Annotated in this window: 16 protein-coding genes; 9 read left to right on the top strand and 7 right to left on the bottom strand. The window is 71.3% G+C overall.

Annotated elements, in window-relative coordinates:
* Positions 1-200 precede the first annotated feature (200 nt).
* The 9 genes from gyrA to P1V51_15915 all read left to right on the top strand — a co-directional run bounded on the left by gyrA (position 201) and on the right by P1V51_15915 (position 8200).
* On the top strand, positions 201-2759 hold the full coding sequence (gene gyrA, locus P1V51_15955; GenBank protein MDF1564539.1) for a DNA gyrase subunit A: 2559 nt from the start codon (positions 201-203) through the stop codon (positions 2757-2759).
* Complete coding sequence (locus P1V51_15950; GenBank protein MDF1564538.1) at positions 2756-3601, top strand: tetratricopeptide repeat protein; 846 nt, start codon at positions 2756-2758, stop codon at positions 3599-3601. Before gyrA ends, P1V51_15950 begins: the two co-directional genes overlap by 4 nt.
* A gap of 39 nt (positions 3602-3640) precedes the next feature.
* Positions 3641-4900, top strand: a complete 1260-nt coding sequence (gene hemL, locus P1V51_15945; protein MDF1564537.1) for a glutamate-1-semialdehyde 2,1-aminomutase — start codon at positions 3641-3643, stop codon at positions 4898-4900.
* A 138-nt stretch (positions 4901-5038) separates the two neighbouring features.
* Positions 5039-5308: an AtpZ/AtpI family protein gene (locus tag P1V51_15940; GenBank protein ID MDF1564536.1), complete on the top strand. Its 270-nt coding sequence runs from the start codon at positions 5039-5041 to the stop codon at positions 5306-5308.
* The gene (locus tag P1V51_15935; protein ID MDF1564535.1) at positions 5309-5704 is read left to right on the top strand and encodes a hypothetical protein; all 396 of its coding nucleotides are present in this window, start codon (positions 5309-5311) and stop codon (positions 5702-5704) included. It begins immediately after the preceding gene.
* A gap of 1 nt (position 5705) precedes the next feature.
* A complete protein-coding gene (atpB, locus tag P1V51_15930) occupies positions 5706-6662 on the top strand; it encodes a F0F1 ATP synthase subunit A (GenBank protein MDF1564534.1) in 957 nt (318 codons plus the stop codon).
* 26 nt (positions 6663-6688) lie between these two features.
* Complete coding sequence (locus tag P1V51_15925; GenBank protein MDF1564533.1) at positions 6689-6916, top strand: ATP synthase F0 subunit C; 228 nt, start codon at positions 6689-6691, stop codon at positions 6914-6916.
* A gap of 13 nt (positions 6917-6929) precedes the next feature.
* A complete protein-coding gene (gene atpF / locus P1V51_15920; GenBank protein ID MDF1564532.1) occupies positions 6930-7457 on the top strand; it encodes a F0F1 ATP synthase subunit B in 528 nt (175 codons plus the stop codon).
* Between the two features lie 101 nt (positions 7458-7558).
* Complete coding sequence (locus tag P1V51_15915; GenBank protein MDF1564531.1) at positions 7559-8200, top strand: bifunctional nuclease family protein; 642 nt, start codon at positions 7559-7561, stop codon at positions 8198-8200.
* A gap of 13 nt (positions 8201-8213) precedes the next feature.
* Here P1V51_15915 and P1V51_15910 read toward each other — a convergent pair whose 3' ends face one another.
* The 7 genes from P1V51_15910 to P1V51_15880 form a co-directional block, all read right to left on the bottom strand.
* Complete coding sequence (locus tag P1V51_15910; protein MDF1564530.1) at positions 8214-9428, bottom strand: hypothetical protein; 1215 nt, start codon at positions 9426-9428, stop codon at positions 8214-8216.
* Between the two features lie 14 nt (positions 9429-9442).
* A complete protein-coding gene (pdxA, locus tag P1V51_15905) occupies positions 9443-10405 on the bottom strand; it encodes a 4-hydroxythreonine-4-phosphate dehydrogenase PdxA (protein ID MDF1564529.1) in 963 nt (320 codons plus the stop codon).
* Positions 10402-11376 (bottom strand): peptidylprolyl isomerase, encoded by a 975-nt coding sequence (locus tag P1V51_15900; GenBank protein MDF1564528.1) that lies wholly within the window; start codon positions 11374-11376, stop codon positions 10402-10404. Before P1V51_15900 ends, pdxA begins: the two co-directional genes overlap by 4 nt.
* Entirely contained in the window at positions 11376-12368 is a 993-nt protein-coding gene (locus tag P1V51_15895) for a peptidyl-prolyl cis-trans isomerase (protein MDF1564527.1), read from the bottom strand. The genes P1V51_15900 and P1V51_15895 overlap by 1 nt, the downstream gene beginning before the upstream one ends.
* 18 nt (positions 12369-12386) lie before the next feature.
* Positions 12387-13499, bottom strand: coding sequence for a peptidyl-prolyl cis-trans isomerase (locus P1V51_15890; GenBank protein MDF1564526.1), 1113 nt, complete (start codon positions 13497-13499; stop codon positions 12387-12389).
* A gap of 108 nt (positions 13500-13607) precedes the next feature.
* The gene (gene mfd, locus P1V51_15885; GenBank protein ID MDF1564525.1) at positions 13608-17237 is read right to left on the bottom strand and encodes a transcription-repair coupling factor; all 3630 of its coding nucleotides are present in this window, start codon (positions 17235-17237) and stop codon (positions 13608-13610) included.
* A 47-nt stretch (positions 17238-17284) separates the two neighbouring features.
* Positions 17285-23590: an invasin domain 3-containing protein gene (locus P1V51_15880; protein ID MDF1564524.1), complete on the bottom strand. Its 6306-nt coding sequence runs from the start codon at positions 23588-23590 to the stop codon at positions 17285-17287.
* Positions 23591-23697 lie beyond the last annotated feature (107 nt).

Here is a 23697-nt window from a genome sequence, read left to right as displayed (position 1 = left end):
GGGGGGTTGGAGAGGGCCGAAATCGGCAAAAAGCCCTTGAATATTGGTCACATAGGCGTTGACCGGAGGCCCCCGGCGGGGCATTATTCCGCGTCCTCTCGAGGCACCCCGATCCGGGGTGCCCGCGCCCCGTGGATCCGCCGCCAGCGGCGAGCACGGGGCCGGCCCGCCGATGGGCCCACCGAAGGAGAAGCACCAAGATGACCGAGGGCTCGAGCACCCGCCCGGTGAACATCGAAGACGAGATGCGGCGGTCGTATCTCGACTACTCCATGTCCGTGATCATCGGCCGCGCCCTGCCGGACGTGCGCGACGGCCTCAAGCCCGTGCACCGCCGGGTCCTCTTCGCCATGCAGGACCTCGGCAACACCGCCGGCCGGGCCTACAAGAAGTCGGCGCGCATCGTCGGCGACGTCATCGGCAAGTATCACCCCCACGGCGACCAGGCGGTCTACGACACCCTGGTGCGCCTCGCCCAGGACTTCTCCCTGCGCTACCCGCTGGTCGACGGGCAGGGCAACTTCGGCTCGATCGACGGTGATCGCGCGGCGGCCATGCGGTACACCGAGGTGCGCATGGAGCGGCTGGCGAGCGACCTGCTCGCCGACATCGACAAGAAGACCGTCGACTTCGGCCCGAACTACGACGAGACCCTCGAGGAGCCGCTGATCCTCCCGGCCCGCTTCCCGAACCTGCTGGTGAACGGCGCGTCGGGCATCGCGGTCGGCATGGCGACGAACATCCCGCCCCACAACATGCGGGAGGTGATCGACGCCACGATGCACCTCATCGATCACCCGGACGCGTCGGTGACCGACCTGATGCGCTTCGTGAAGGGCCCGGACTTCCCCACCGGCGGCATCCTCCTGGGCGTCTCCGGCGCCCGGCAGGCCTACGAGACCGGCCGGGGCAGCGTAAAGGTGCGCGCCAAGACCGAGGTGGAGATCTACGGCAAGAAGGAGGACCGCGAGCGGATCGTGGTCACCGAGATCCCCTACTACGTCAACAAGGCCAAGCTCATCGAGAAGATCGCCGAGCTGGTCCGCGACAAGAAGCTCACCGGCATCTCCGATCTTCGCGACGAGTCCGATCGCGACGGCATGCGCATCGTCATCGAGCTCAAGCGCGACGCGATGGCCGACGTGGTCCGCAACAACCTCTTCAAGCAGACCCAGCTCCAGACCACCTTCGGCATCACCATGCTGGCCATCGATCAGGGCCAGCCGAAGGTGCTCACCCTCAAGGAGTGCATCGCGCGCTTCATCGACCACCGCCGCGAGGTGGTCACCCGGCGCTGCCGCTTCGAGCTGGAGAAGGCCGAGGCCCGCTTCCACGTCCTGGCCGGCCTGGTGGTCGCCACCGACCACATCGACCGCGTCGTGGAGATCATCCGCGGGTCGAGGGACCCCGACGAGGCCAAGGCCCTCCTGGTCGCCGAGAAGTTCAAGGGCTTCGAGCCCCGCTTCGCCCAGCTGGTCGACGCCCACGACGCCCAGATCGACGCCGCCATCGCGAGCGGCATCTTCCAGCTCGACGCCATCCAGGCCCAGGCCATCCTCGAGATGCGCCTCTCCCGCCTCACCGGCCTCGAGCGCGAGAAGCTCGAGGCGGAGATGCTCACCCTGCGCGACGAGATCGTCCGCCTCAAGGAGATCCTGGCCCACGACCGCCTCCTCCTCAACGAGATCATCGGCGAGCTGAAGGTGGTCCGCGAGCAGTACGGCGACGAGCGCCGCACCCAGATCAAGGCCGACGTGGGCGAGATCGCCATCGAGGACCTGATCGCCGACGAGGACATGGTCGTCACCGTCAGCCACGCCGGCTACATCAAGCGCATCCCGCTGGACGAGTACCGCTCCCAGAAGCGGGGCGGGCGCGGCAAGACCGGCGCCTCGGTGAAGCAAGAGGACTTCGTCGAGCAGCTGATCGTCGCCTCGACCCACACCCAGCTCTTGCTCTTCACCTCCCACGGCCGCTGCCACTGGCTGAAGGTCCACGAGATCCCCGCGGCCAGCCGGGCCGCCCGGGGCAAGCCGGTGGTGAACCTCATCTCCATGCGCGGCGACGAGCGGCTGCGCACCGTGCTGCCCATCGAGAGCTTCGACGACGAGCACTTCATCGCCATGTTCACCCACGGCGGCTACGTGAAGAAGACGGCGCTCTCGGCCTTCGCCAACCAGCGGCAGGGCGGCATCATCGCCCTGACGATCGACGAGGGCGACGACCTCATCACCGCCCAGATCTCCGACGGCAAGAGCGAGATGCTGGTGACCACCGCCGGGGGGCTCTCCATCCGCTTCTCCGAGGATCAGGTGCGCCCCATGGGCCGCACCGCCCGCGGGGTCCGCGCCATCGCCCTGGGCACGGGAGACCAGGTGGTCAGCGCCGAGGTGCTGCGCTCGGACGACCCCATCCTCTCGATCACCGAGAACGGCTACGGCAAGCGCACCGCCCTGGACGAGTACCGGACGCAGTCCCGGGGCGGGAAGGGCATCATCACCATCAAGACCACCGACCGGAACGGCCCGGTGGTGGGCGCCGTGCAGGTGAAGGAGGACGCCGAGATCATCCTCATCACCAACACCGGCATGCTGATCCGCATGGCCACCGCCGACATCTCGATCATCGGCCGCAACACCCAGGGGGTGCGGCTGATCTCCCTGGGCTCCCGGGAGGAGAAGGTCACCGGCGTGGCCCCGGTGGTGGAGACCGAGATGGACGACGAGGGCGACGAGGGCGGCGAGGAGGAGGGCGCGTGAAGCGCGCCGGGCTCGTCAGCCTGACCCTCCTCCTCGTGCTCGCTGTCGGCGGGGCCTCCTGTGAGCCCGAGGCGAGGCAGTGCCTCGATCGGGCGGACGACCTCTCCTTCAAGGGGAGGCACGAGGCCGCCATGTCGCAGGTCGAGAAGGCCCTCGAGTCGCTCCGCGGAGACAACAGCGCCGAGGCCCGGCCCCTGCGCATCGAGGCTCTCTGGACCGCCGGCCGGCTCACCCACCTCTACCTCCACCAGCCCCGGGTGGCCCTGCGCTACTACCAGACCCTGGTCGAGGACTACCCGACCTCCCCCGAGGCCCTGCGGGCCCGGGAGCGGATGGCCCGGATCCACGTCGAGGACCTCGACGACCGGCCGGCCTCGGTCGGCCTCTACCAGGCGCTGATCGCCACCGACACCGACTCCCCGGAGGCCCCTCGCTGGCAGCACGAGGTGGCGCTGGGCTACTACGCCCAGGGCAACTGGACCCAGGCCCGCACCGAGGCCCAGGTCCTCCTCGAGAAGCACGAGGACTCGGAGTACGTGGACGACGCCCTCTTCCTCATCGGCGGCGCCTTCCAGGCCGAGGAGAAGCTGGACGAGGCCCTGAAGGCCTACTCCCGCCTCCACGAGGAGCACGCCTCCTCCATCCTCGTCCCCCGCGCCTGGGTCGAGGAGGGCAACTGCCTCGCCCGCCAGGGCAAGACCGACGAGGCCATCGCCGCCTACATCCGGGCCCTCGAGACCCACCCCGACCCCCGGGCGGTGCAGGTGAAGATCGCCCGCCTCAAGACCCGCAAGAAGGCCCTCGTCCCCGACGAGGAGTCCTATCAACGCCCCGGCCACTAGGAGACCACCTTGCTCGATCACAGCCGCAGCCAGGAGATCATGGACCGCGCCCGCCAGCTGATGCCCGGCGGGGTCAACTCGCCGGTGCGCGCCTTCAAGGCCGTCGGCGGCAACCCCCTGGTCATCGCCAGCGCCTCCGGCGCCCGGATGACCGACGTCGACGGCAACAGCTACATCGACTACGTCGGCACCTGGGGCCCGGCCATCCTCGGCCACGCCGACCCCGACGTCATCGCGGCCATCACCGCCGCGGCGCAGCAGGGGACGAGCTTCGGCGCGCCCAGCGTGCGGGAGAACGAGCTGGCCGAGCTGGTCATCGAGCTGATGCCCTCCCTCGAGAAGGTGCGCTTCGTGAACAGCGGCACCGAGGCCACCATGAGCGCCCTGCGTCTGGCCCGGGGCGCCACCGGCCGGGACGACATCGTGAAGTTCGACGGCTGCTACCACGGCCACGCGGACAGCCTGCTGGTGAAGGCCGGCTCGGGGGTCGAGACCCTCGGCCTCCCCGACTCCCCCGGCGTGCCCGCCGACTTCGCGAAGCACACCCTCACCCTCCCCTACAACGACCTCGCGGCCGCGAAGGCCCTCTTCGAGCAGAAGGGGAAGGAGATCGCCTGCGTGATCCTCGAGCCGGTCGTGGGCAACATGGGCTGCATCCCGCCGGTGGAGGGCTTCCTCGAGGGCCTGCGCGAGCTCTGCGACGCCCACGGCGCGATCCTCATCTTCGACGAGGTCATGACGGGCTTCCGGGTCGCCCTCGGCGGCGCCCAGGCCCGCTTCGACATCCGCCCCGACCTCACCTGCTTCGGCAAGGTCATCGGCGGCGGCCTGCCGGTGGGCGCCTACGGCGGCCGGGCCGACCTGATGGACCAGATGGCCCCGGCCGGCCCCATCTACCAGGCCGGCACCCTCTCCGGGAATCCGCTGGCCATGGCTGCGGGCATCGCCACCCTGAAGAAGCTGGCCGAGCCGGGGGTCTTCGAGCGGCTCGGCAAGACCTGCGACCGCCTCGTGGACGGCCTCGAGGCCGCCGCCGCCGAGGCCGGCATCCCCATCTGCACCGCCCGGGTGGGGGCCATGTTCGGCTTCTACTTCCAGGAGGGCCCCGTCCTGAACGGCGACGATGCCCGCAAGAGCGACACCGGGCGCTTCGGCAAGTGGCACGCCGCCATGCTCGAGAAGGGCGTCTACGTGGCCCCCTCCCAGTTCGAGGCCGGCTTCGTCTCCCTGGCCCACGACGACGCGACGATCGACGCGACGATCGCGGCCGCCCGGGAGGTCATGAAGACCCTCGCCTAGAGGGGCCCGAAAAGGCCGGATCCGGGCCCTCCGGGGCCCGATTCCCCCTCGCTTGACCGTTTGCGCGGCCCCATGCTACGTATGCGGCCCGCCGACGCGGAAGCAGTACCTAAGCGCTCGTTATAACTAGAGTTTTTGATGCCTTCTGCCCCCGATGATCCCAGAGGGGAGAAGGGTGAGCCGGCGGACCCTGAAGAGGGTCTCTCCGAGCTCGCCAAGGCCTACCGCTCGGTGGGCCCCTTCCTCCACCTGGGCTGGACGATGGCAGGGGCCCTCACGATCTTCACCCTGGGCGGCTACTGGCTGGACAAAAAGTGGGGCACCACCCCCTGGCTCACGATCACCGGCGCGCTGCTGGGCATCACGAGCGGCATGGTGGAGCTCTTCCGAACCGTGAAACGACTGTAGATGAGCCGCAACGACACCATCGTGCTGACCGCCGCCTCTGCCCTGGTCCTCGCCCTCCTCGGCGGGCTCTCCGGCGAGTGGACCGCCGTGGGCCTGGGCACCTTCCTCGGCCTCTCGGGCGGGCTCTACGGGCTGCTCAAGGTCTCCGAGGCGATCGCCCGGGCGCCGGGGCTCAACCCCACCGCTGCCCAGAACGCCGTGATGGGCGCCATCGTCGGCACCTTCCTGGGGCGCGCCATCGTCCTGGGCGCCGGCCTGATCCTCGGGGTCAAGGTCCTCGGCGTCGCGCCGGCCTGGATCGTCATCTCCTTCTTCGCTCTCTACGTCATCGCCCAGGCCCTGGAGGTCCGGCTCGCCCTGCGCACCCGGTCCATCCAGCCCGCCGAGGGGAACTGAAATGAAGCTCGCGCGCCTGCTGACGACCTCCGTCGCTCTCGCCGCCCTGCTGCTGGGCGCCCCGGCCTTCGCGTCCGGTGACACCCACGGTGACGCCCCCGGCGAGGGTCACGGCGCGGCCGGCGAGGAGACGCCCTACGCCGACGTGATGATGCACCACATCACCAACGGCTACGACGTGGAGGTGCCGGCGCCGAACGGGCACCTCGGCCACAAGATCGACCTGCGCGAGACCTTCGGCACCTGGAGCTTCCAGCTCGGCGAGACCACCATCGACATGACCCCGTCGAAGCTGGTCCTCTTCCTCTGGCTCTCGGCGTTCATCCTCTTCGTGCTCTACGGCGTCATCGCCCCGAGGAAGTACGACGAGCGCGGCGTGCCGAGGGGCTTCGGCAACCTCCTCGAGGTGCTGGTGATCTTCGTGCGCGACGAGATCGCGATCGCGAACATCGGCAAGAAGGACGGGCCGCGCTACGTGCCCTTCCTCCTCACCCTCTTCCTCTTCATCCTGGTCATGAACTTCGTGGGGCTCATCCCCTACATGTCCACCGCCACCAGCAACCTGGCGGTGACCGGCGCCCTGGCGCTGATCGCCTTCTTCATGACGACCCTGGCCGGGATGCGGGCCCACGGCACCCTCGGCTACTGGAAGGCCCTGGTGCCCTCCGGCGTGCCGGCGGCCCTCTGGCCCCTGATGTGGCCCATCGAGTTCGTCGGCCTCTTCACCAAGCCCTTCGCCCTCACCGTGCGGCTCTTCGCCAACATGACCGCGGGCCACGTGGTCATCCTCTCCCTCCTCGGGCTCATCTTCGTGCAGAAGAGCCTGGTGTGGGTGCCGGTGTCGGTCCCCTTCGCGCTGTTCATCTACCTGCTGGAGATCCTGGTCGCTCTCCTGCAGGCCTACATCTTCGCCATGCTGACCGCGCTGTTCATCGGCCTGGCTTCCCACGACCACTGATCTCCCCACAGGGGAAGGAGCAACTCATCATGGAGCTCGCACTCGCTTATCTCGCCGCTGGCCTCGGGGCCGGTCTCGCGGTCGTCGGTGGTGGTTACGGCATCGGCCGTCTCGCCGCCTCTGCCATGGACGCCACGGGCCGGCAGCCCTCCGTCGCCGGCGACGTCCGGACCTCGATGATCATCGCCGCGGCCCTCATCGAGGGCGTGACCCTCTTCGCCGAGGTTATCTGCATCCTCCTCGCCCTGAAGTAGGAAGGCTGTACCCATGAACGCCCTGCCCATCCTGCTGGGTGCTGGTGGCCTGGTCGACGTCGAGCCCGGCCTCATCATCTGGACACTGGTCACCTTCGGCCTGCTGCTCGCGATCCTGCGGTGGAAGGCCTGGGGTCCGATCCTCTCCACCATCGAGGCCCGGGAGAAGCGCATCCGGGACGCCCTCGACGCGGCCGAGCAAGGTCAGGCCGAGGTCGAGAAGATGATGGCCGACAACCAGGCCGCCCTCGAGGCGGCCCGCAAGGAGTCCGCCGAGGTGGTTCGCCAGACCAAGGCGGAGGTGGGCAAGGCGCGCGAGGAGCAGCTGGCCAAGGCCAGGGAAGAGGCCGACAAGCTCATCGCCTCCGCTCGATCCCAGATCGAGGAGGAGAAGAAGCAGGCCCTCGCCGAGGTCCGCAAGGTGGCCGTCGATCTCGCCATCGGCGCCGCCGGGCATCTCCTGAAGAGCCAGATGGACGAGGCCCGCCAGCGGGAGCTGGTCGAGGCCTACCTGAAGGAGCTGCCCTCGGCCGAGGCCTGACGCGAAGGCCCTGCCAGCGCCCTCACGTCTCTCTCGAGGCCGGCGCGGGATTCGATGAATCCTGGCGCCGGCCTCTTTCTTTTGCGTGCTAACGTGAAGTGGTGAGGTCCCTCCTCCTCTCCCTGGCGCTCGTGACCCTCCCGGTGGGCTGCGCTCACACCTCCAGCGCCCCCGCCGCCACGGAGCCGGCGACGGCCGCCAGCGCGGAGGCCGACGAGGGGGCCATCCCCACCCCGGAGGGCTTCTTCCGGGTGGACATCCTCGGGGTGATCCCGGGCCCGGAGGGGCACGCCCTCTTCCTGGTCGAGCCGCTCACCCGCCGGCTGCTGCCGATCTGGATCGGGCAGACCGAGGCCATGTCGATCCAGCTGCGGCTGGACCGGCGCCGCTTCGAGCGACCCCTCACCCACGACCTGATCGATCAGCTCCTGGAGCTCTTCGACGCCCGGGTGCGGGAGGTGCGGGTGGACGCCGTCCACGACGGCACCTTCGTGGCCACCCTCACCCTGCTCTCCGATCGAGGGTCGACCCGCCTCGACGTGCGGCCCTCCGACGCCATCGCCCTGGCCGTGAGCTCCCGGGCGCCGATCTTCGTGGCCCGGCAGGTGATGGACAAGGCGAGCCTCTCCGCCGAGGCCCTCGAGCGGGGCCGCCCGCCCCTGCTCTCCCCCGAGCCGCCGGCCGGCGCCCCGGAGGGCGAGGAGGAGGCCCCGGGCGCGAGCGAGACCCCCGCCGGGATCTGAAGGCGGGGCCCGGTCAGCGCCAGGCGCGCAGGCCCTGGAGGGCGTGCGAGGAGTCGCCGATCAGGTCGAGGTAGGACTGGTGCCGCTCGGCGTTCACCTGCTCCATCTCCTCGAAGGCCTTCAGCTCCCGCAGCTTCTCGATCGCCTGATGCAGGCGGCGGCGGGCGAAGTCGACGTCCTCGGGGCGCACCGCGATGCCGCCGTCCCGGCCGATGCTCATGGCCTCGAGGTAGTGCCCGAAGAACTTCAGCTCCTGGATCCAGAGCAGACGCTGGAGGTGCGCCGGGGCCCGCTCGTGGGTCCGGTCGTAGAGCTCGGCCTCGGCCCGGATCCGGAAGGCCGAGAGCTCGGTGATCCGCTGGAGGATCGGCCGCACCTTCTTGCCAGCGTGCTTGTCGGGCAGCCAGCGGGCGAGGCCCTCGTAGTAGTGCCAGCCCCCGCAGGGCTCGGAGAAGACCCCCTGGCGCTGCTTCACCAGCGGCTCGCCGCTGGCCCGCACTTGGTGGAGGAAGGCGTTCTGGGTCTCGAAGTCCTCGGCCGCCCGCGCGGGCAGGTCGCGGACCTTCACCGTGACCCCTCGCAGGTTGATCAGCTTCTCGGGCTTGCCCGGGGCGACGGCCATCGCCGAGAGGGTCCAGGCGTCGGGGCCGAAGTGGCCGTCCTTGGGCTCCTCGAAGAGCCAGAGGGCGCCGCGGTAGATCTCGCCCACCGTGGCCGGCTCGTCGTCGATCGTGAAGGCGGTCTCGGGGTCGACGCCGGCGAGGTAGAGGGCCGCGATGGTGAGGTTGCGGTGGGGCTCGCGGGGGGTGCCGTCCGGGGCCTTGCCGACGAAGGCCGGGAAGGTGCGCCCCTTCTCGGTGCGCCAGCTGGCGTTGGCGAGGATGGCCTCGAGGAGGGTCTGGCCGTCGGCGAGCTCGACCTCGGGGCCGGTGATGGGGAGGGCGTGGGCCAGGGCCCAGGGGTTCTTCGGATCCTTCAGCGCCCAGCGGCGCACGTGATCCTCGAGGAAGGCCTCCAGGTCGAGGCCGGAGAGGGCGGGCACCACCGGCGCGGGCTCGGCTCCCGTCGCGGGCCTCGCGGCGGGCGCGGGCGCGGGCGCGGAGGGGGTCGGCGCCGGGGCGGGCTTCGGGGCCGGCTCGTCCTTGCAGGCGGCGCCCCCGAGGAGGAGCGCGGCGGCGAACAGGGAGATCGACCCTCGGCGAGCGGAGCGGAGCGGGAGACGAGGCATGTCGAACCTCCTGTTCAGGCGGAGAGCCGGGCGGCCTGGAGCAGGGCCGCGACCATCGAGCCCTCATCGGCGGCGAAGCGCCCGGCGATGTCGAGGGCCGAGCCATGATCGGGGCTGCTGCGGACGAAGGGAAGCCCCAGGGTGAGGTTGACGCTCTCGGCCTGATCCACGGCCTTGGCCGCGGTCAGCCCCTGGTCGTGGTACATCGCCACGACCGCACTGTAGGCACCCATCGCCGCCTGCGCGAGCGCGGCGTCGGCGGCCTTCGGCCCCTCCACGGGCAGCCCCTCGGCCTTCATCTTCTCCACCGCCGGTCCGAGGAGCTCCAGCTCCTCCCGGCCGAAGCGCCCGCCCTCTCCGGCGTGGGGGTTCAGGCCGCAGACCGCGATCTTCAGCTCGGCGACGCCGAACCAGTCGCGCAGCGCCGCCGCGGTGCGGCGCACCGTGGCGATCACCGTCGCCTCCTCGAGGGCGCCGGAGACCTCGGCGAGGGCGAGGTGGGTGGTGACCAGCGCCACCTTCAGGCGCGGCCCGGCGAGCATCATCGTCACCTGCTCGACCCCGGCGGCCTCCGCCAGGTACTCGGTCTGTCCGGGGTGGTGGAAGCCGGCGCGGGCGGCGGCGGCCTTGGTGATCGGCGCCGTGCACAGGGCGCGCGCCTCGCCGGCGAGCACGGACGCGGTCGCGGCCTCGAGGTAGGCCTTCTGGGCCCGATCCGAGGCCGGGCTCGCGCCGCCGAGGGGCGCGTCTCCCGGCGCCAGGGAGGTGACCTCCCGCAGCGCACCGCCGAGCGAGGCGGGATCGAGGCGCCGAGCGAGGGCCTCCTCGGCCCGGCGCCAGAGGAAGGCGTCCCCGAAGACCAGGGGACGCAGGGAGGCCTGCACCTCGGGGTGCAGCAGCGCCCGCAGGGTGACCTCGCAGCCGATGCCGCAGGGGTCCCCCAGGGAGATGGCGACGAGCGGGCGCTCCGGGCTCACGGCGTCGCCAGCTCGGCGACCTTGATCTCGATCACCGCGCCCTCACGCAGGTGCTCGAGGTAGCGCTGCATCTCGGCCTCGAAGGCCTTGCCGTAGAGCTCGGCCCGGGCGGCCTGGCGCTCGGCGTCCTTGCTCTTCGCCGCCTTCTCCCGGCGCGCGAGCACCTGGATGAGGTGGTAGCCGAAGCGGGTGCGCACCGGGCCGACGATCGTGCCCGGCTCCGCGCCGAAGGCGGCCTCCTCGAAGGGGGGGACCATCAGGCCCCGGCCGAACCAGCCCAGATCACCGCCGTCCTTGGCGGTGCCGTCCTGGGACTCGGCCCGGGCGAGCTCGTCGAAGGGGACCTCCTCGGCCCGCACCTTCGCGAGGAGCCCGAGGAGCTTCTCCTCGACCGCCTTGGCCTCGGCCGCCGGGGCGTCCTCGTCGACCTTCAGGAGGATGTGGCGCGCCCGGATCTCGAAGCTCTCCTTCGTGCCCCGCTGCCGGAGGACGCCGTCGATGTCGGCGTCGCTGATCTGGACCTTGGAGCGCACCTCGGAGTTGATCAGGCGCGCGCGCCGCAGCTGGGCCGCGACCTCCTTGCGGTAGGCGTCGAGGGTGTAGCCCTGCATGGCGATCGCCCGGGCGAAGGAGGCCTCGTCCAGGCCGTTCTGGCGGCGCAGCTCGGTGATGGCGGCCTCCACCTCGGCGTCGGCGACCTCGATCTGCATCCCCTCGACCTCGGCCTCCAGCAGGGCCTCGTCGATCAGCTCCTGGAGGGCGCGGCGCTGCTGCGCCTTCGTGTCGCTGCCCGCCATGGTGCCGAGCTGACGGGAGAGCTGCACCCGGGTCTCGACCTCGGAGAGGGTCACGACCTTCCTACCCACCACCGCGACCACCCGGTCGATGACCTGCTCCGCGCTCGCGGCCGCAGGGAGCCCCAGGCCGAGCGCCAGAGCGAGGCAGAGCAGCCGTTGATTCCAGGTCGTCATCAGTGGACCTCCGCCAGACGCGTGTCGTCGATGGTGATCTTGGCCGCCTTCTGGAGCTCCTCGATGAAGCGCTGCTGAGCGGCGGCCTCCTTCTCCTGACGCAGCTCGAGCTCGATCTTCTCTCGCAGCGCGTCGTCGAGCTTGCGGGCCTCGGCCCCGCGGCGCTCGTGCACCATGAAGAGGTGGTAGCCGTAGGGGCTCTCGACCACCTCGGAGACCTTGCCGGTGCCCAGGGAGAAGCAGCTCGAGTCGATGGGGTTGGGCATGATGCCCCGGGCGAAGAAGCCCAGATCCCCGCCCGAGGCGGCCTCGGGGGCGACGCTGTGCTGGCGGGCCAGCTCGGCGAAGTCCTCTCCGCGCTGCAGGTCCCGGCGGATCCGCTGGGCCTCCTCCTCGGTGCGCACCACGATCTGCGAGGCGCGCACCTCCTCCGGGCGCTCGAGCTTCTTCTCGTTCTCCTGGAAGTAGGTCTCGATCTCCTGCTCGGAGACGGCGACCCGCGCGTTGACCTCCGTGCGCAGCAGCTCCCGGATCATGAGGCGGTCCCGCAGGTCCCGGCGGACCTGGCTCTCGGGGAGCCCCTCCTCCGCCAGGTGCTCCTCGAAGGAGCGCTCGGGGTAGCCGGCCCGCAGCCGCATCATCGCGCGGTCGATCTTCTCCTCGGAGATCTCGATCTTCCGGGCCTCGGCCGCCTGCAGGAGCAGCAGCTCCTGGATGCGATCCTTCAGGAGCTGGTCGCGCACCTGCACCCGGTCGGAGTCGGAGCGGAAGGCCAGGTCACCGTGCTCCTGCCGGAAGCGATCCATCAGCCGGGCGAGCTCGGAGGCCGGGACCTCCTGGCCGCTCACGCTGGCGACCACCGGATCGGCCGGGGCCTTGCCCTCGCTCCCCTCGGGGCAGCCCCCGGCGAGGAGCGCGAGCGAGAGGAGCGCAGCGGTGGCGCCGGGGGAGAGGCTCCTCCGGAGCCACCGCGCTGAGGGAAGGACCACCATCGTCGCGAGCGGGCGAGCCTACTGGTCCGCGGGCTGGGAGGGGATGACGTGCGGCGGCTCGTCGCCCTCGCCCATGGGCATCGGGGGGTTCAGGCCGCCCGGGGCGCCCCCGGGGCCAGGCATGCCGCCGGGGCCCGCCATTCCTTCGGGGCCGGCCTCGCCGTCGACGCCCGAGGCGCTGACCTCGATGCTCTCGAGGAGGGCCTCGTCGACCTTGACCGCCTCCTTGGTGCGCAGCCCGTCGACGAAGTCGTCGAAGAGGGTGGTGCGCTTCTCGCGGCGTACGCGCCCCTCGATCTGCATCTTCACCTGGTCGAAGCTGCGATCCAGGGCCTTCTGCTTGCCGGTGAGCTTCAGGAGGTGGAGGCCCTTCTCGCTCTCCACGACGGTGCTCACGTCGCCCACCTTCTCCATGGCGAAGGCGGCGTCCGCCAGGGCCCCACCCCAGATGTCGGCCAGCTCCTCCTTGGTGTGGTAGCCCAGGTCACCACCCACCGAGCGGGTGCCGGCGTCGTCGCTCTTCTCCCGGGCGATCATCTGGAAGGCGGTCGCCTCGGCGCTGCGCTTGGCCAGCTCCTTGCCGATGGCCTGGATCTTCTTCTTGGCCTCACCCTTCTTCGCCGGGTCCTCGGCCTGCACCAGGATGTGGGCCAGGCGCACCCGCTCGGGCTTCACGTAGTCGGTGAGGTGCGCGTCGTAGAAGGCCTTGAGCTCCGCGTCGGGCAGCGCGGCCTGGTCGTCCTCGTTGAGCTGGCGGATGAGCTTCTGCACCATGACCTTCTTCATGGTCTCCTGAACGTCGGGGTCCTGCTGCAGGCCCCGCCGCTCGGCCTCGCGGGCCAGCAGCTCGAAGCGCACCATGTTGTCCAGGAACTGCTTCTTGCGCTCGGTGGTGTTGTAGCGAGCCCGCAGGAAGGGGCTCTGGCGCATGAGGCGCTCCTTGAACTCGTCGACGGTGATCTTGGTGTCGCCGATGGTCGCCAGCGCCGGGCCGGCCTTCTCGGTCTGGGTGACACCGCCGGACTCGCCGCCCTTGCCGTCGGTCTTGCCGCCATCCTTCTTCGGCGGGCAGCCGGTCAGGGTGAGGGAGAGCATCAGGGCGAAGAAGCTGGTGAGGATCGTGGATTTCATCGGGCTCTTGGGCCTCCGGGCCTACCGGTTATCGAAACGGAATCAGGGGTTTACACCACCCCGAGCCAGGGCGGCAAGGAAGGGCCGATCCGCGCCGGTCGCAGGGCCTCAACCTCCGGCGGCCCGATCGATTTCCTCGATGAAGGCCACGGCGGCCTCGAAGAGGGCCTCCCCCTCCAGGACCCCGGGCAGCTTCAGGGAGAGGCGCAGCTCCGGCGAGAGCCTCAGGCGCCCCCGGTGCCCCTTGTCGACCTTCTCGATGTGGGCGGCCAGCCGCAGGGGGTCCAGCCGGGCCTCGTCCCCCAGGGTGATGACGAGCCGCCCCGGGCCGCTCTCCAGGCTCCGCAGGTGGAGGCGGGCCAGGTGGTGGCGGATCCGGCTGATGGCCAGCAGGTTCTCGGCCTCCCCGGGGAGGTGGCCGTAGCGGTCCACCAGCTCCTCGCGGAACGCAGCGATCTCCTCCTCGCCCTCCAGCGAGGTCGCTCGCTTGTAGAGGGTCAGGCGCTGGTGGATGTCGGGGATGTAGTCGTCGGGGAGGAAGGCCGGCACCGGCAGGGTGACCTCCGGCTCGAAGTGCTCCCGGGGCGGCTGCCCCCGCAGCTCCCTCACGGCGTCGTCGAGCATCTGGCTGTAGAGGTCGAAGCCGACCGCCTCGATCTGCCCGGACTGGTGGTGGCCCAGGAGGTTGCCCGCCCCCCGGATCTCGAGGTCGTGGCTGGCCAGGCGGAAGCCCGCCCCCAGCTCGCCGAGCTCCTGCAGGACCGTGAGGCGCTTGCGGGCGTCGGGGGTGATCGGCCGGCGGGCGGGGACCAGGAGGTAGCAGTAGGCCCGCTCCCGGCTGCGGCCGACCCGCCCGCGCAGCTGGTAGAGCTGCGCCAGCCCGAACATGTCCGAGCGGGAGATGAGGATGGTGTTCACCGAGGGGATGTCGAGGCCCGACTCGATGATCGCGGTGCAGAGCAGCAGGTCCGCCTCGCGCTTCACGAAGCGGGTCATCGCCGTCTCGAGCTTGGTCTCGGTCATCTGACCGTGGGCGACCTCGATCTTCACGTCCGGGAGCAGCTCCCGCAGGTAGCGGTACACGCCGCCGATGGACTTCACCCGGTTGTGGACGAAGAAGACCTGCCCGCCCCGGGCGAGCTCGCGCTCGACGGCCTCCTTGATCGTCGGCCCGTCGAAGCGGGTGACGAAGGTGCGGATCGCCCGCCGATCCATCGGGGGCGTGGCGATGATCGAGAGGTCCCGGATCCCCGAGAGGGACATGTTCAGGGTGCGGGGGATGGGGGTGGCGGTGAGGGTGAGGACGTCCACCTGCTTGCGCAGCCTCTTCAGGGCCTCCTTCTGCTTCACCCCGAAGCGCTGCTCCTCGTCCACGACGAGGAGGCCGAGATCCTTGAAGCCCACGTCCTTGGAGAGCAGCCGGTGGGTGCCGATGAGGATGTCGACCTTCCCCTCCTTGGCCCGGGCGAGGACGTCCCGGATCTCCTCCTTCGGGCGGAAGCGGCTCACCCCCTCCACGCTGACCGGGAAGCCGGCGAAGCGCTCCTTGAAGCTGCTCTCGTGCTGGGCGGCCAGCACGGTGGTGGGCACCAGCACCGCCACCTGCTTGCCGTCGATCACCGCCTTCATCGCCGCCCGCATGGCGACCTCGGTCTTGCCGAAGCCCACGTCGCCGCAGACCAGCCGGTCCATGGGCTGATCGCGCTGCATGTCCACGATCACCTCGTGGATCGCCCGCGCCTGGTCGTTGGTCTCCTCGTAGGCGAAGCCGGTCTCGAAGTGACGGAAGGCGGTGTCGGGGGGCGAGAAGGCCGTGCCCGGGTGGGCCTTGCGGGCGGCGTAGATCTCGAGGAGCTCGGCCGCCATCTTCAGCAGCTCCTCCTTCACCTTCTTCTTGCGGACGGCGAAGGCCTGGCTGCCGAGCTTGTCGAGGCGGGTCGCCTCCTCCTTGCCCCCCACGTACTTCTGGACGAGGCCGAGGCGGTGCACCGGCAGGTAGATCTTGTCCTTGCCGGCGAAGTGGAGCTCGAGGAAGTCGCCCTCCACCCCCCGCAGGGAGAGCCGGGTCAGGCCGCCGTAGCGGGCGATGCCGTGCTCGACGTGGATGACCAGGTCGCCCTCGGCCAGGTCCCGGAAGCGCTCGGCGAAGATCTCCTCGGGCTTGGCGCCGGCCTTCTTCTGGTGCCGACCCTCCTTCGGCTTGCCCAGGATCTCGGCGTCGCTGAGGACCACCAGCCCGGCCTCGCCGTCGACGAAGCCCCCCTCCAGCTCTCCGCGCAGGAGGTGGGCGTGGACGGAAGGGTCGTGGAAGGCCCGGGGGCGGGCCGGATCGAAGGCCGGCGCCTCCTCGCTGGAGGCCAGGGTCTTCACCATCAGGGCCCGGCCCAGGAGGAGCTGCTTGAGGCGATCGGCCCGGCCGGCGCTGGAGGCGCTCAGGATCACGGTGTGGCCGGCGTCCCGCCAGCGCTTCAGCCGGCTCACCAGGGGGGCGAGCGCGCCCTCGGGATCGCGGCCGGCGAGGATCTCCTGGCGCAGGAGGGCGGTGGGCTGCTGGTTGGCCTTGAGGGGGCGCTCCCCCTCCGGGACCCGCGCCGGCGAAACGCCCTCGTCCTCGTCCGCCGCCTCCTCGACCTCCTGATGCAGGGCGTCGCCGGCGAGGATCAGCTCACCCAGGCGCAGGGTGGGCAGGGAGGCGTGGAGGGCCTCGCGCTCCTCGCCCCCGATGAAGTAGCCCTGCGGGGGGTAGACCAGTTCGCTGCGATCGCGGGCCGCCGCGTACTCCTGCTCGAGGTGCGCATCGAGGGAGGCGGCCGCCTCCTCGCAGGCGTCGGCGCGCACCAGCGCGAGCACCGCGCCCTCGGGCAGGTACTCCCCCAGGGAGACCAGGCCCTCGTCGTAGAAGCCCGGCAGGAGGGCCTCGATGCCGAAGCCGGCCTGGCCCCGCTCGATCTCGTCGAGGAGGCCGCGGATCTGGCGGGAGGGGCGGTCCATCTCGTCGGCCAGCTCCCGCGCCGCCAGGGTGGCGTTGCGGATCGAGCGGGCGTCGAAGAGGACCTCCCGCGCCGGAGGCAGGAAGGCGTCGGCCACCGTCTCGACCGTGCGCTGAGTGGCGGGGTCGTAGAAGCGCAGGGAGTCGATCTCGTCCCCGAAGAACTCGATGCGCAGGGGCCAGCGGTAGAGGGGCGAGAAGCAATCGAGGATGCCGCCGCGCAGGGCGTAGGTCCCCGGGTCCTCGCACAGGGGGACGTTGTGGTAGCCCGCCTCGAGCAGGGCGTGGGCCAGCTCGTCCCGGTCGATGAGGTCCTTCAGGGCGATCGCCCGGGCGTGACGGTCGAGGGTGGCCGGGGCGAGCACCCGCCCGTAGAGGGAGGCCACCGAGAGGACCAGCACCCGCGCCCCGGTCTCGAAGCGCAGGTGGAAGAGGGCGCCGAGGCGGGCCTGGGCCACCTGGGGATCCGGCGAGAGGGCGTCGTAGGGGAGGATCTCGTCGGCGGGCAGGCGCAGCACCCGCGGCGCGTCGGCCGTCCCGCCGGGGAGGAAGGCCCGCAGGGCCCGGTAGAGGGCGTCGGCCTGGGTGCCGTCCGGGCAGACCGCCACCACCGGCCGCTCCACCGAGAGGCGGGCGAGGGCGAGGGCCTCGGCGTCCCCGGCGAAGCCGGAGGCCGAGAGGGACTCACCGGGCGCGAGGGCTCCGGCGCGCCTCGCGATGCGCTCGAAGATGGAGGTCGGGGCGGACATCGGGGGTGGGGCAAGTAGCGCCCCCCTCCCCCGCTGTCAACGGCGCTCTAGGGGGCGACGATCTCGTAGATTCCGTCCGAGCGCAGGGAGAAGAAGAGGATCCGGCCGCGGGCCGTGCCTTCGTCGATGGCCACACCCTGGAACTCGCGCCCGCCCCCGAACGCGGGGAGGCCGAAGCCACCCATGGCCACCGTCGCGAAGTCGCCGACGTCCCTCTTGTAGCGGGCGATCCCGTTGTTGGTGACGAACCAGAGGTCCCCGGTGCCGTTCTCCAGCACGCCGCCCCAGACCTCGTTGCTCAGCAGATCCCCGCTGGCCAGGTCGAAGACCGTCGCCCCGCCGCTCGAGGCGGTGGCGGCGTCGGGATAGTAGGCGATGCCGTTGATGTCGGTCCCCACCCACATCTCGTTGACGAAGCTGGGGATCAGCAGCCCGCGCACGATGCAGCGAGCCTTGTCGTTGGCGCTCGTGAAGAGGTCGAGGGTCGCGGTCTCGGTGCTCGGATCGGCGGTCTTCACCGTGCGGTCGGAGTTGGCGTTCTCCCAGGAGGCGAACCAGTAGTCGCCGTCGTGATCCCGCCCCAGGGCGCGGTACTCCGCGTTGTCGCCGTTGGTGGCGTAGGCGTACTCGGTGAAGCTCGTGGCCGAGTCGTCCCAGAAGAAGATGTCGTTGTCGGTGGCGAAGAAGAAGTCCTCGCTGCCGTCCGGGAACAAGATGTCCCGGGTCCGGGCCGGGTTGCTGGCGGCCACCCCGTTCGGATCGAGGGTGGTGACGCCGCCGGTGTCGGCGATGCAGGCCGCCACGTCGTCGACCCGCTCGATCGTGCGCGCGTTGGCGTGCCCGAAGTGTGGCACCCCCCCGGGGCTCACGGCCAGTGTCCTCACCTGGCTGCCGGGGATGCAGGGGAGGTTCTGGATGGTCCCCGCGACCTGGTCGTAGACCATTCCGCCCCCCTCGGTACCGATGAAGAGACGCCCCGAGACCGGATCGAACTTGAGGCTCCGGGAGTCCGCCGCGGCCTCGTTCGCGCCCCCGTAGGGGATCTGGGCGAAGCTCGCCACGGTGATGGTGGCGTCGGAAGTGTAGGGGGTACCCGCGTCGTCCATGGTGAGGGTGAAGACGTAGGAGCCCGGCTCCTGCACGTAGTAGATCGTGGTGCCGCCGGCGCCGGTGGTGGGCAGGGTGGCCCAGGGGGCGAAGCCGCCGACCTGATCGGCGGTGCCGTCGGTGGCCGTCACCGCCACCGACCAGCTGTAGGTGACGCTGGCCCCGCAGTCGGTGCTGCCGGTGCCGTCGAGGACGATGGTGTCCCAGGGGAAGGCGGTCGTGGCCGCCCCGACCCCGCTGGCCGAGGCCAGGGCCGCCAGCGTGCAGCCGCCGATGTCGAAGGCGCCGCTGGTGGCCGAGGCCAGCCCGGTGGCGGTGGCCAGGAGGGTGAAGCCCGTGCCCGAGAGGTCGATGGAGAGGTCCGCGAAGGTGGCCACGCCGCTCACCGCGGAGACCGAGAGGGTGCCCGAGAGGACGGAGCTGCCGTTGGGATCGTTGTCGATGGCCATCGTCACCGAGTGGGTGGCGGTCGCGCAGAGGTTGCCGTTGGCGTCGAGGATCCGGACGGTCACCGCCGGGGTGATCGTGCCGCTGGCGCTCGTGTTCGAGGGCTGGACGTCGAAGGCCAGGGAGGCGGGCGCCCCGGCCACGACGTCGAAGGCCGCGGAGACGACGGCGGTCAGGGTCGGGGCGGTGAACTGCAGGGTGTAGCCCGAGGCCGCGACGTCGACGCTGACCCCGCTGAAGGTCGCGACGCCGGAGACCGTGGCGACCGGGCTGCTGGCCGTGAGGTTCGCGCTCCCCCCGGAGGCGTCGTTGGCGAAGGCGATGGTGACGTCGTGGCTGCCGGTCGTGACCCGGTTGCCGAACTGATCCTGGACCTCGACCTCGATGGCCGGCGAGATGCTGGCGCCGGAGGCGACGTTGCTGGGCTCGACGGCCATGGCCAGCTTGTTCGCGGCGCCCGGATCGACCGTGATGCCGGTCTGGCTGCCGGTGATGCTGCCGGTGACGGTGTCGGTGGCCGTCACGCTCTGGCTGCCGGCGGTGCGCAGCTCGACGCTGGCGGTGATCACCCCGGCGTCGCCGCCGGTGAAGGTGGTGTTCCCCGGCAGCACCGCCGAGCCGTCACTGGAGGTGAAGGTGACGGTGCCGGTGTAGCCGGTGGCCACGTTGCCGTACTGGTCCCGGGCGGTGATCGTCACCGTCTGGCTGGTGCCCGCCGTGCTCGGCGAGGGGTGCCCGGTGACCTCGAGGCTCACCGCCACGTCGGGATCCGCCGAGGCGGTGAAGGTGATCGGCGAGCCGGTCAGGGCCGCCGTCGCCTCGTAGGTGTTGTTGTCGGTGCCAGCGAGGGTGCCGAGGGTCGCGGTGGTCCGAGCCTCACCCGCCGCGTCGGTGGCGATCGAGGTGGGCAGGACGCTACCGCCGCCGGCGGTGGCCGCGAAGGCGACCGTGTAGCCGGTCACCGGGTTGTTGCCGGCGTCCTCGACCCGCACCACCAGCTCGGAGGTGAGCGCCGCGCCCACGGTGCCGGTCTGGGCGTCGCCGCTGACGTAGACGAGGTGGTCGGCGGGGCCGGAGGTCACCGAGGCGGTGAAGGTGATCGGCGAGCCGGTCAGGGCCGCCGTCGCCTCGAAGGTGTTGTTGTCGGTGCCCACCGTGCTGCCCACGGTGGCCGTGGTCTGGGCCAGGCCCGCCGCGTCGGTGGAAGCGCTGGCCGGCGAGACCCCACCACCGCCGGCGGTCGCCGCGAAGCTCACGGTCTCTCCCGCGACCGGGTTGCCGAAGGCGTCGTCCACCCGCACGACCAGGGGCTGCCCCAGGGCGCTGGAGATCTGCCCGCTCTGCCCGTCGCCGCTGACGTAGACGATCACGTCCGCCGCCGCCGCCTGGATGGTGATGCCGGTCTGGCTGCCGGTGATGCTGCCGGTGACGGTGTCGGTGGCCGTCACGCTCTGGCTGCCGGCGGTGCGCAGCTCGACGCTGGCGGTGATCACCCCGGCGTCGCCGCCGGTGAAGGTGGTGTTCCCCGGCAGCACCGCCGAGCCGTCACTGGAGGTGAAGGTGACGGTGCCGGTGTAGCCGGTGGCCACGTTGCCGTACTGGTCCCGGGCGGTGATCGTCACCGTCTGGCTGGTGCCCGCCGTGCTCGGCGAGGGGTGCCCGGTGACCTCGAGGCTCACCGCCACGTCGGGATCCGCCGAGGCGGTGAAGGTGATCGGCGAGCCGCTCAGGGCCGCGGTGGCCTCGTAGGTGTTGTTGTCCGTCCCCGCGGTGGTGCCGAGGGTCGCCGTGACGCTCGCCTCGCCGGCGGCGTCGGTGGTGACGGTGGGGGACGAGACCCCGCCCCCGCCCGCGGTGGCGGCGAAGGCGACGCTCTCTCCCGGGACCGGGTTGAGGTTCGCGTCCTCGGTGCGGACGACCAGCTGACCGGTGAGCGCCGACCCCACGGTCCCGCTCTGCCCGCTCCCGCTCACGTAGACGATGCTCGTCGCCGGGCCGGGGGCGACGGTGAGGGTGGTGCTGCCGGTGGCGCCGTCCACCGAGGCGCCGGCGGTGAGGGTGCCGGCCAGGGTGCCGGAGTCGATGTCGAAGGCGATGACTCCGCCCACAGTGGCGACCTGGATCCCGGCCTGGCCCAGGTCCGCGTCGAGGGTGCTGATGGTGCTCCCGAGATCGGCGGTGACGGTCACCAGGGTGCCGTCGGGAACCGGGTTACCGTTGAGGTCGGTGATCACCCCGCTGGTCACGGTGGTGGTGGTGGGCAGCGGAGAGGTCGTGCCGCTCACGGCGATGGGATCGGGCGAGGCCGTCAGGGTGATGGTCCCGGCGGCCGGGCCGGGGATCAGGGTGACGTCGGCGCTGCCGGTGGCGCTCCCCTGCGCGCTGGCCACGTTCACGGTGAGGGTGCCCGCCTGGGTGCCGGACTGGACGGTGATCACGAAGGTCCCGCCGGTGGTGCTCACCTGGAGGCCGGGCGTGCCCGGATCCTCGTCGGCGTCGAGGAGGGTCCCCGGAGCGCCGACCCCGTCGATCGTCACGGTGATCAGGGTGCCGTCGGGCACCGTGTTGCCGGAGGCGTCGGTCACCGGGCCGCCGGTGACCTGGGTGGTGGAGCTGCCGTCGGCGACCCGGATCGGGCTGGCCACCACCACCGCGATGGTGCCCTCGGGCAGGCCGGTCTGGAAGGGCACGGTCGCGCTCCCCGAGGCGGTGCCGGTGACGGAGTTCGCCTGGAGGTTGGCGGTGCCCACGCCCACCTGGGACCGGAGCACGAAGACGATGACCCCGCCGCTGGTGGCCACCTGGATCCCCGGCAAGCCGGCGTCGGCGTCGACGGTGGTGATGGTGCCCAGATCGGTGCTCACCGTAACCAGGGTGCCGTCGGCCACGGCGTTGCCGTTGTCGTCGGTGATGGTCCCGCTGGTGATGGTGGAGGTGCTGCTGCCGTCGGCGGGGATGGCGGAGGGCGCCGGGAAGAGGTCGATGGTGCCGGAGGGCGTCCCGGGCACGAAGTCGACGGTGGCGGTGTCGCTGGCCGCCTGCCCCCCGATGGTGAAGTCGAGGAGGGCCTGGCCGGTGGTGGTCGGCGCCCGGAGGACCTGGGTGTAGGTGCCGTCGCCCTGATCGACGACCGAGCCGAGGAGCGTGCCGGCGGTGGTGCCGATCACCACGGCCTGGCCGATGAGCGCGTTGCCCACTCCGTCCACCACGCTCACCGTCACGCCGGTGGTCGCGGCGCCGTCCGCCACCAGCGAGGGATCGGCGGTGGTGATGGTCGAGGCCGTCAGGTCCGGCCCCGCCGGGTTGACGACGATGGTCACGCTCGCCGGCGCCGAGTCCGCCGCGCCGTCGTTCACCACCAGCTGGAACTCGAGGTCGCCCGGGGTGGTCGGGGCGGTGAAGGTCGGCTGGACGGCGGTGGCGTCGGAGAGGGTCACGCCGGTGCCGGCGAGCTGGGTCCAGGCGTAGGTGAGCGCATCCCCGTTGGGGTCGCTGGAGCCGGAGCCGTCGAGGGTGACGGTGGCCACCACCTGCACCGACTGGGGCGGACCGGCGTTCGCGATCGGCGGCTCGTTCACGCTGTTCCGCACGCTCACGGTGACCGCGGCGGTGTCGGTGAGGCCGGCGGGGTCGGTGACCGTGATCAGGAAGCCGAGGAAGGTGTCGGCGAGGACCGTCGGCGCGGTGAAGGTGGGCTGCGCCGCGGTGGTGTCGGAGAGCGTGACCGCCGGCCCCGAGGTCTGGGTCCAGGCGTAGGTCAGGGCGTCGCCGTTGCAGTCGGCCGAGCCGCTGCCATCGAGGGTGACCGTGTCGCCCTCTCCCACCGTCTGGGTGCCGCCGGCGTTGGCTGTCGGCGCGTTGTTCACGATGTCCTGCAGATCGACGACGGCGCTGACCGGCGCCGAGGCCTGCCCGCCGACGGTGACCGTGAGGCCGACGGTGACCTGCTCGGCGCCGCAGAAGCTGGGCACCGTGAAGGCCGGACGGGCGACGGCCGGATCGGTGAGGGTGATCCCGAGGTTCGACTGCACGGTCCAGGCGTAGGTGAAGGCCGTGCCCGGATCGCCGTTCGGATCGTAGGAGCTCGTGCCGTCCAGGGCGACGGCGGCGCCCTCGTCCCCGGTGGCGGGGGCGGTGATCACGGCGACCGGCGGCAGGTCGGAGACGGTGACCACCACGGTGTCGGGCTGGCTGGCGAGGGCGGTGTTGTCGGTGACGACCAGGGAGAAGGAGAGGGTCCCGGCGGGCTGCGGCGAGGTGAAGGTGGGCTGGGCCGCGGCCGGGTCGGAGAGGGTCACGGGGTCGCCGGTGGTCTGGGTCCAGGCGTAGGTCAGGGCGCCGCCGTTGGGGTCCGCGCTGCCCGTGCCGTCGAGGGTGACCGTCACCCCCGGATCCACGGTCTGGTCGGGGCCGGCGTTGGCGGCCGGGGGCAGGGCGAGCTCGAAGACTCGCACGTTGCCGTAGTCCGGCTTCGAGTCGCGGCCCTCGTGGCTCACCACCAGCCGGACGACGTAGTGGCCGGGTGCGCTGGCGAGGAAGGAGGTGGTCGCCGCGGCCGGCGTGCCGAGGGTGCCCGCTCCCGGGCTCGGCTCCACCGAGATGCTCCACGCATAGGAGAGGACGGCCCCGGGGTTGCCGGGGACGTGGCTGCCGCTGCCGTCGAGGGTGACCTCGGTCTCCAGCGCGACGTTTCCGTCCGCTCCCACCACCGCCACCGGCGCCGGCTCACCACCCACGTCGGTCACGCAGCCCATGCCGGCGAAGAACACGATCGCGAGACTCGCCCCGAGCTTCCTCATCGCTGCCTCCCGGGCAAAGAAATGCCCGAAGTCATTGTAGTTTTCGCCCCCGACCCAGGGCAAACCCCCGGGGGCCCCTCGGGGGGGTCCGGGGGGTGACCTCCTGC

The sequence above is a fragment of the Deltaproteobacteria bacterium genome (genome assembly GCA_029210625.1).
Lineage (GTDB): Bacteria > Myxococcota > Myxococcia > SLRQ01 > SLRQ01 > JARGFU01.
The sequence above is the reverse complement of the archived record's forward strand: the minus strand, read 5'-3'. Positions and strand labels throughout refer to the sequence as shown.

Coding starts and splice junctions, on each gene's coding strand:
- gyrA (MDF1564539.1), top strand. CDS start 201: ATGACCGAGGGCTCGAGCACCCGCCCGGTGAACATCGAAGACGAGATG.
- hemL (MDF1564537.1), top strand. CDS start 3,641: ATGGACCGCGCCCGCCAGCTGATGCCCGGCGGGGTCAACTCGCCGGTG.
- P1V51_15940 (MDF1564536.1), top strand. CDS start 5,039: ATGCCTTCTGCCCCCGATGATCCCAGAGGGGAGAAGGGTGAGCCGGCG.
- P1V51_15935 (MDF1564535.1), top strand. CDS start 5,309: ATGAGCCGCAACGACACCATCGTGCTGACCGCCGCCTCTGCCCTGGTC.
- atpB (MDF1564534.1), top strand. CDS start 5,706: ATGAAGCTCGCGCGCCTGCTGACGACCTCCGTCGCTCTCGCCGCCCTG.
- atpF (MDF1564532.1), top strand. CDS start 6,930: ATGAACGCCCTGCCCATCCTGCTGGGTGCTGGTGGCCTGGTCGACGTC.
- P1V51_15910 (MDF1564530.1), bottom strand. CDS start 9,428: ATGCCTCGTCTCCCGCTCCGCTCCGCTCGCCGAGGGTCGATCTCCCTG.
- P1V51_15900 (MDF1564528.1), bottom strand. CDS start 11,376: ATGACGACCTGGAATCAACGGCTGCTCTGCCTCGCTCTGGCGCTCGGC.
- P1V51_15895 (MDF1564527.1), bottom strand. CDS start 12,368: ATGGTGGTCCTTCCCTCAGCGCGGTGGCTCCGGAGGAGCCTCTCCCCC.
- P1V51_15890 (MDF1564526.1), bottom strand. CDS start 13,499: ATGAAATCCACGATCCTCACCAGCTTCTTCGCCCTGATGCTCTCCCTC.
- mfd (MDF1564525.1), bottom strand. CDS start 17,237: ATGTCCGCCCCGACCTCCATCTTCGAGCGCATCGCGAGGCGCGCCGGA.
- P1V51_15880 (MDF1564524.1), bottom strand. CDS start 23,590: ATGAGGAAGCTCGGGGCGAGTCTCGCGATCGTGTTCTTCGCCGGCATG.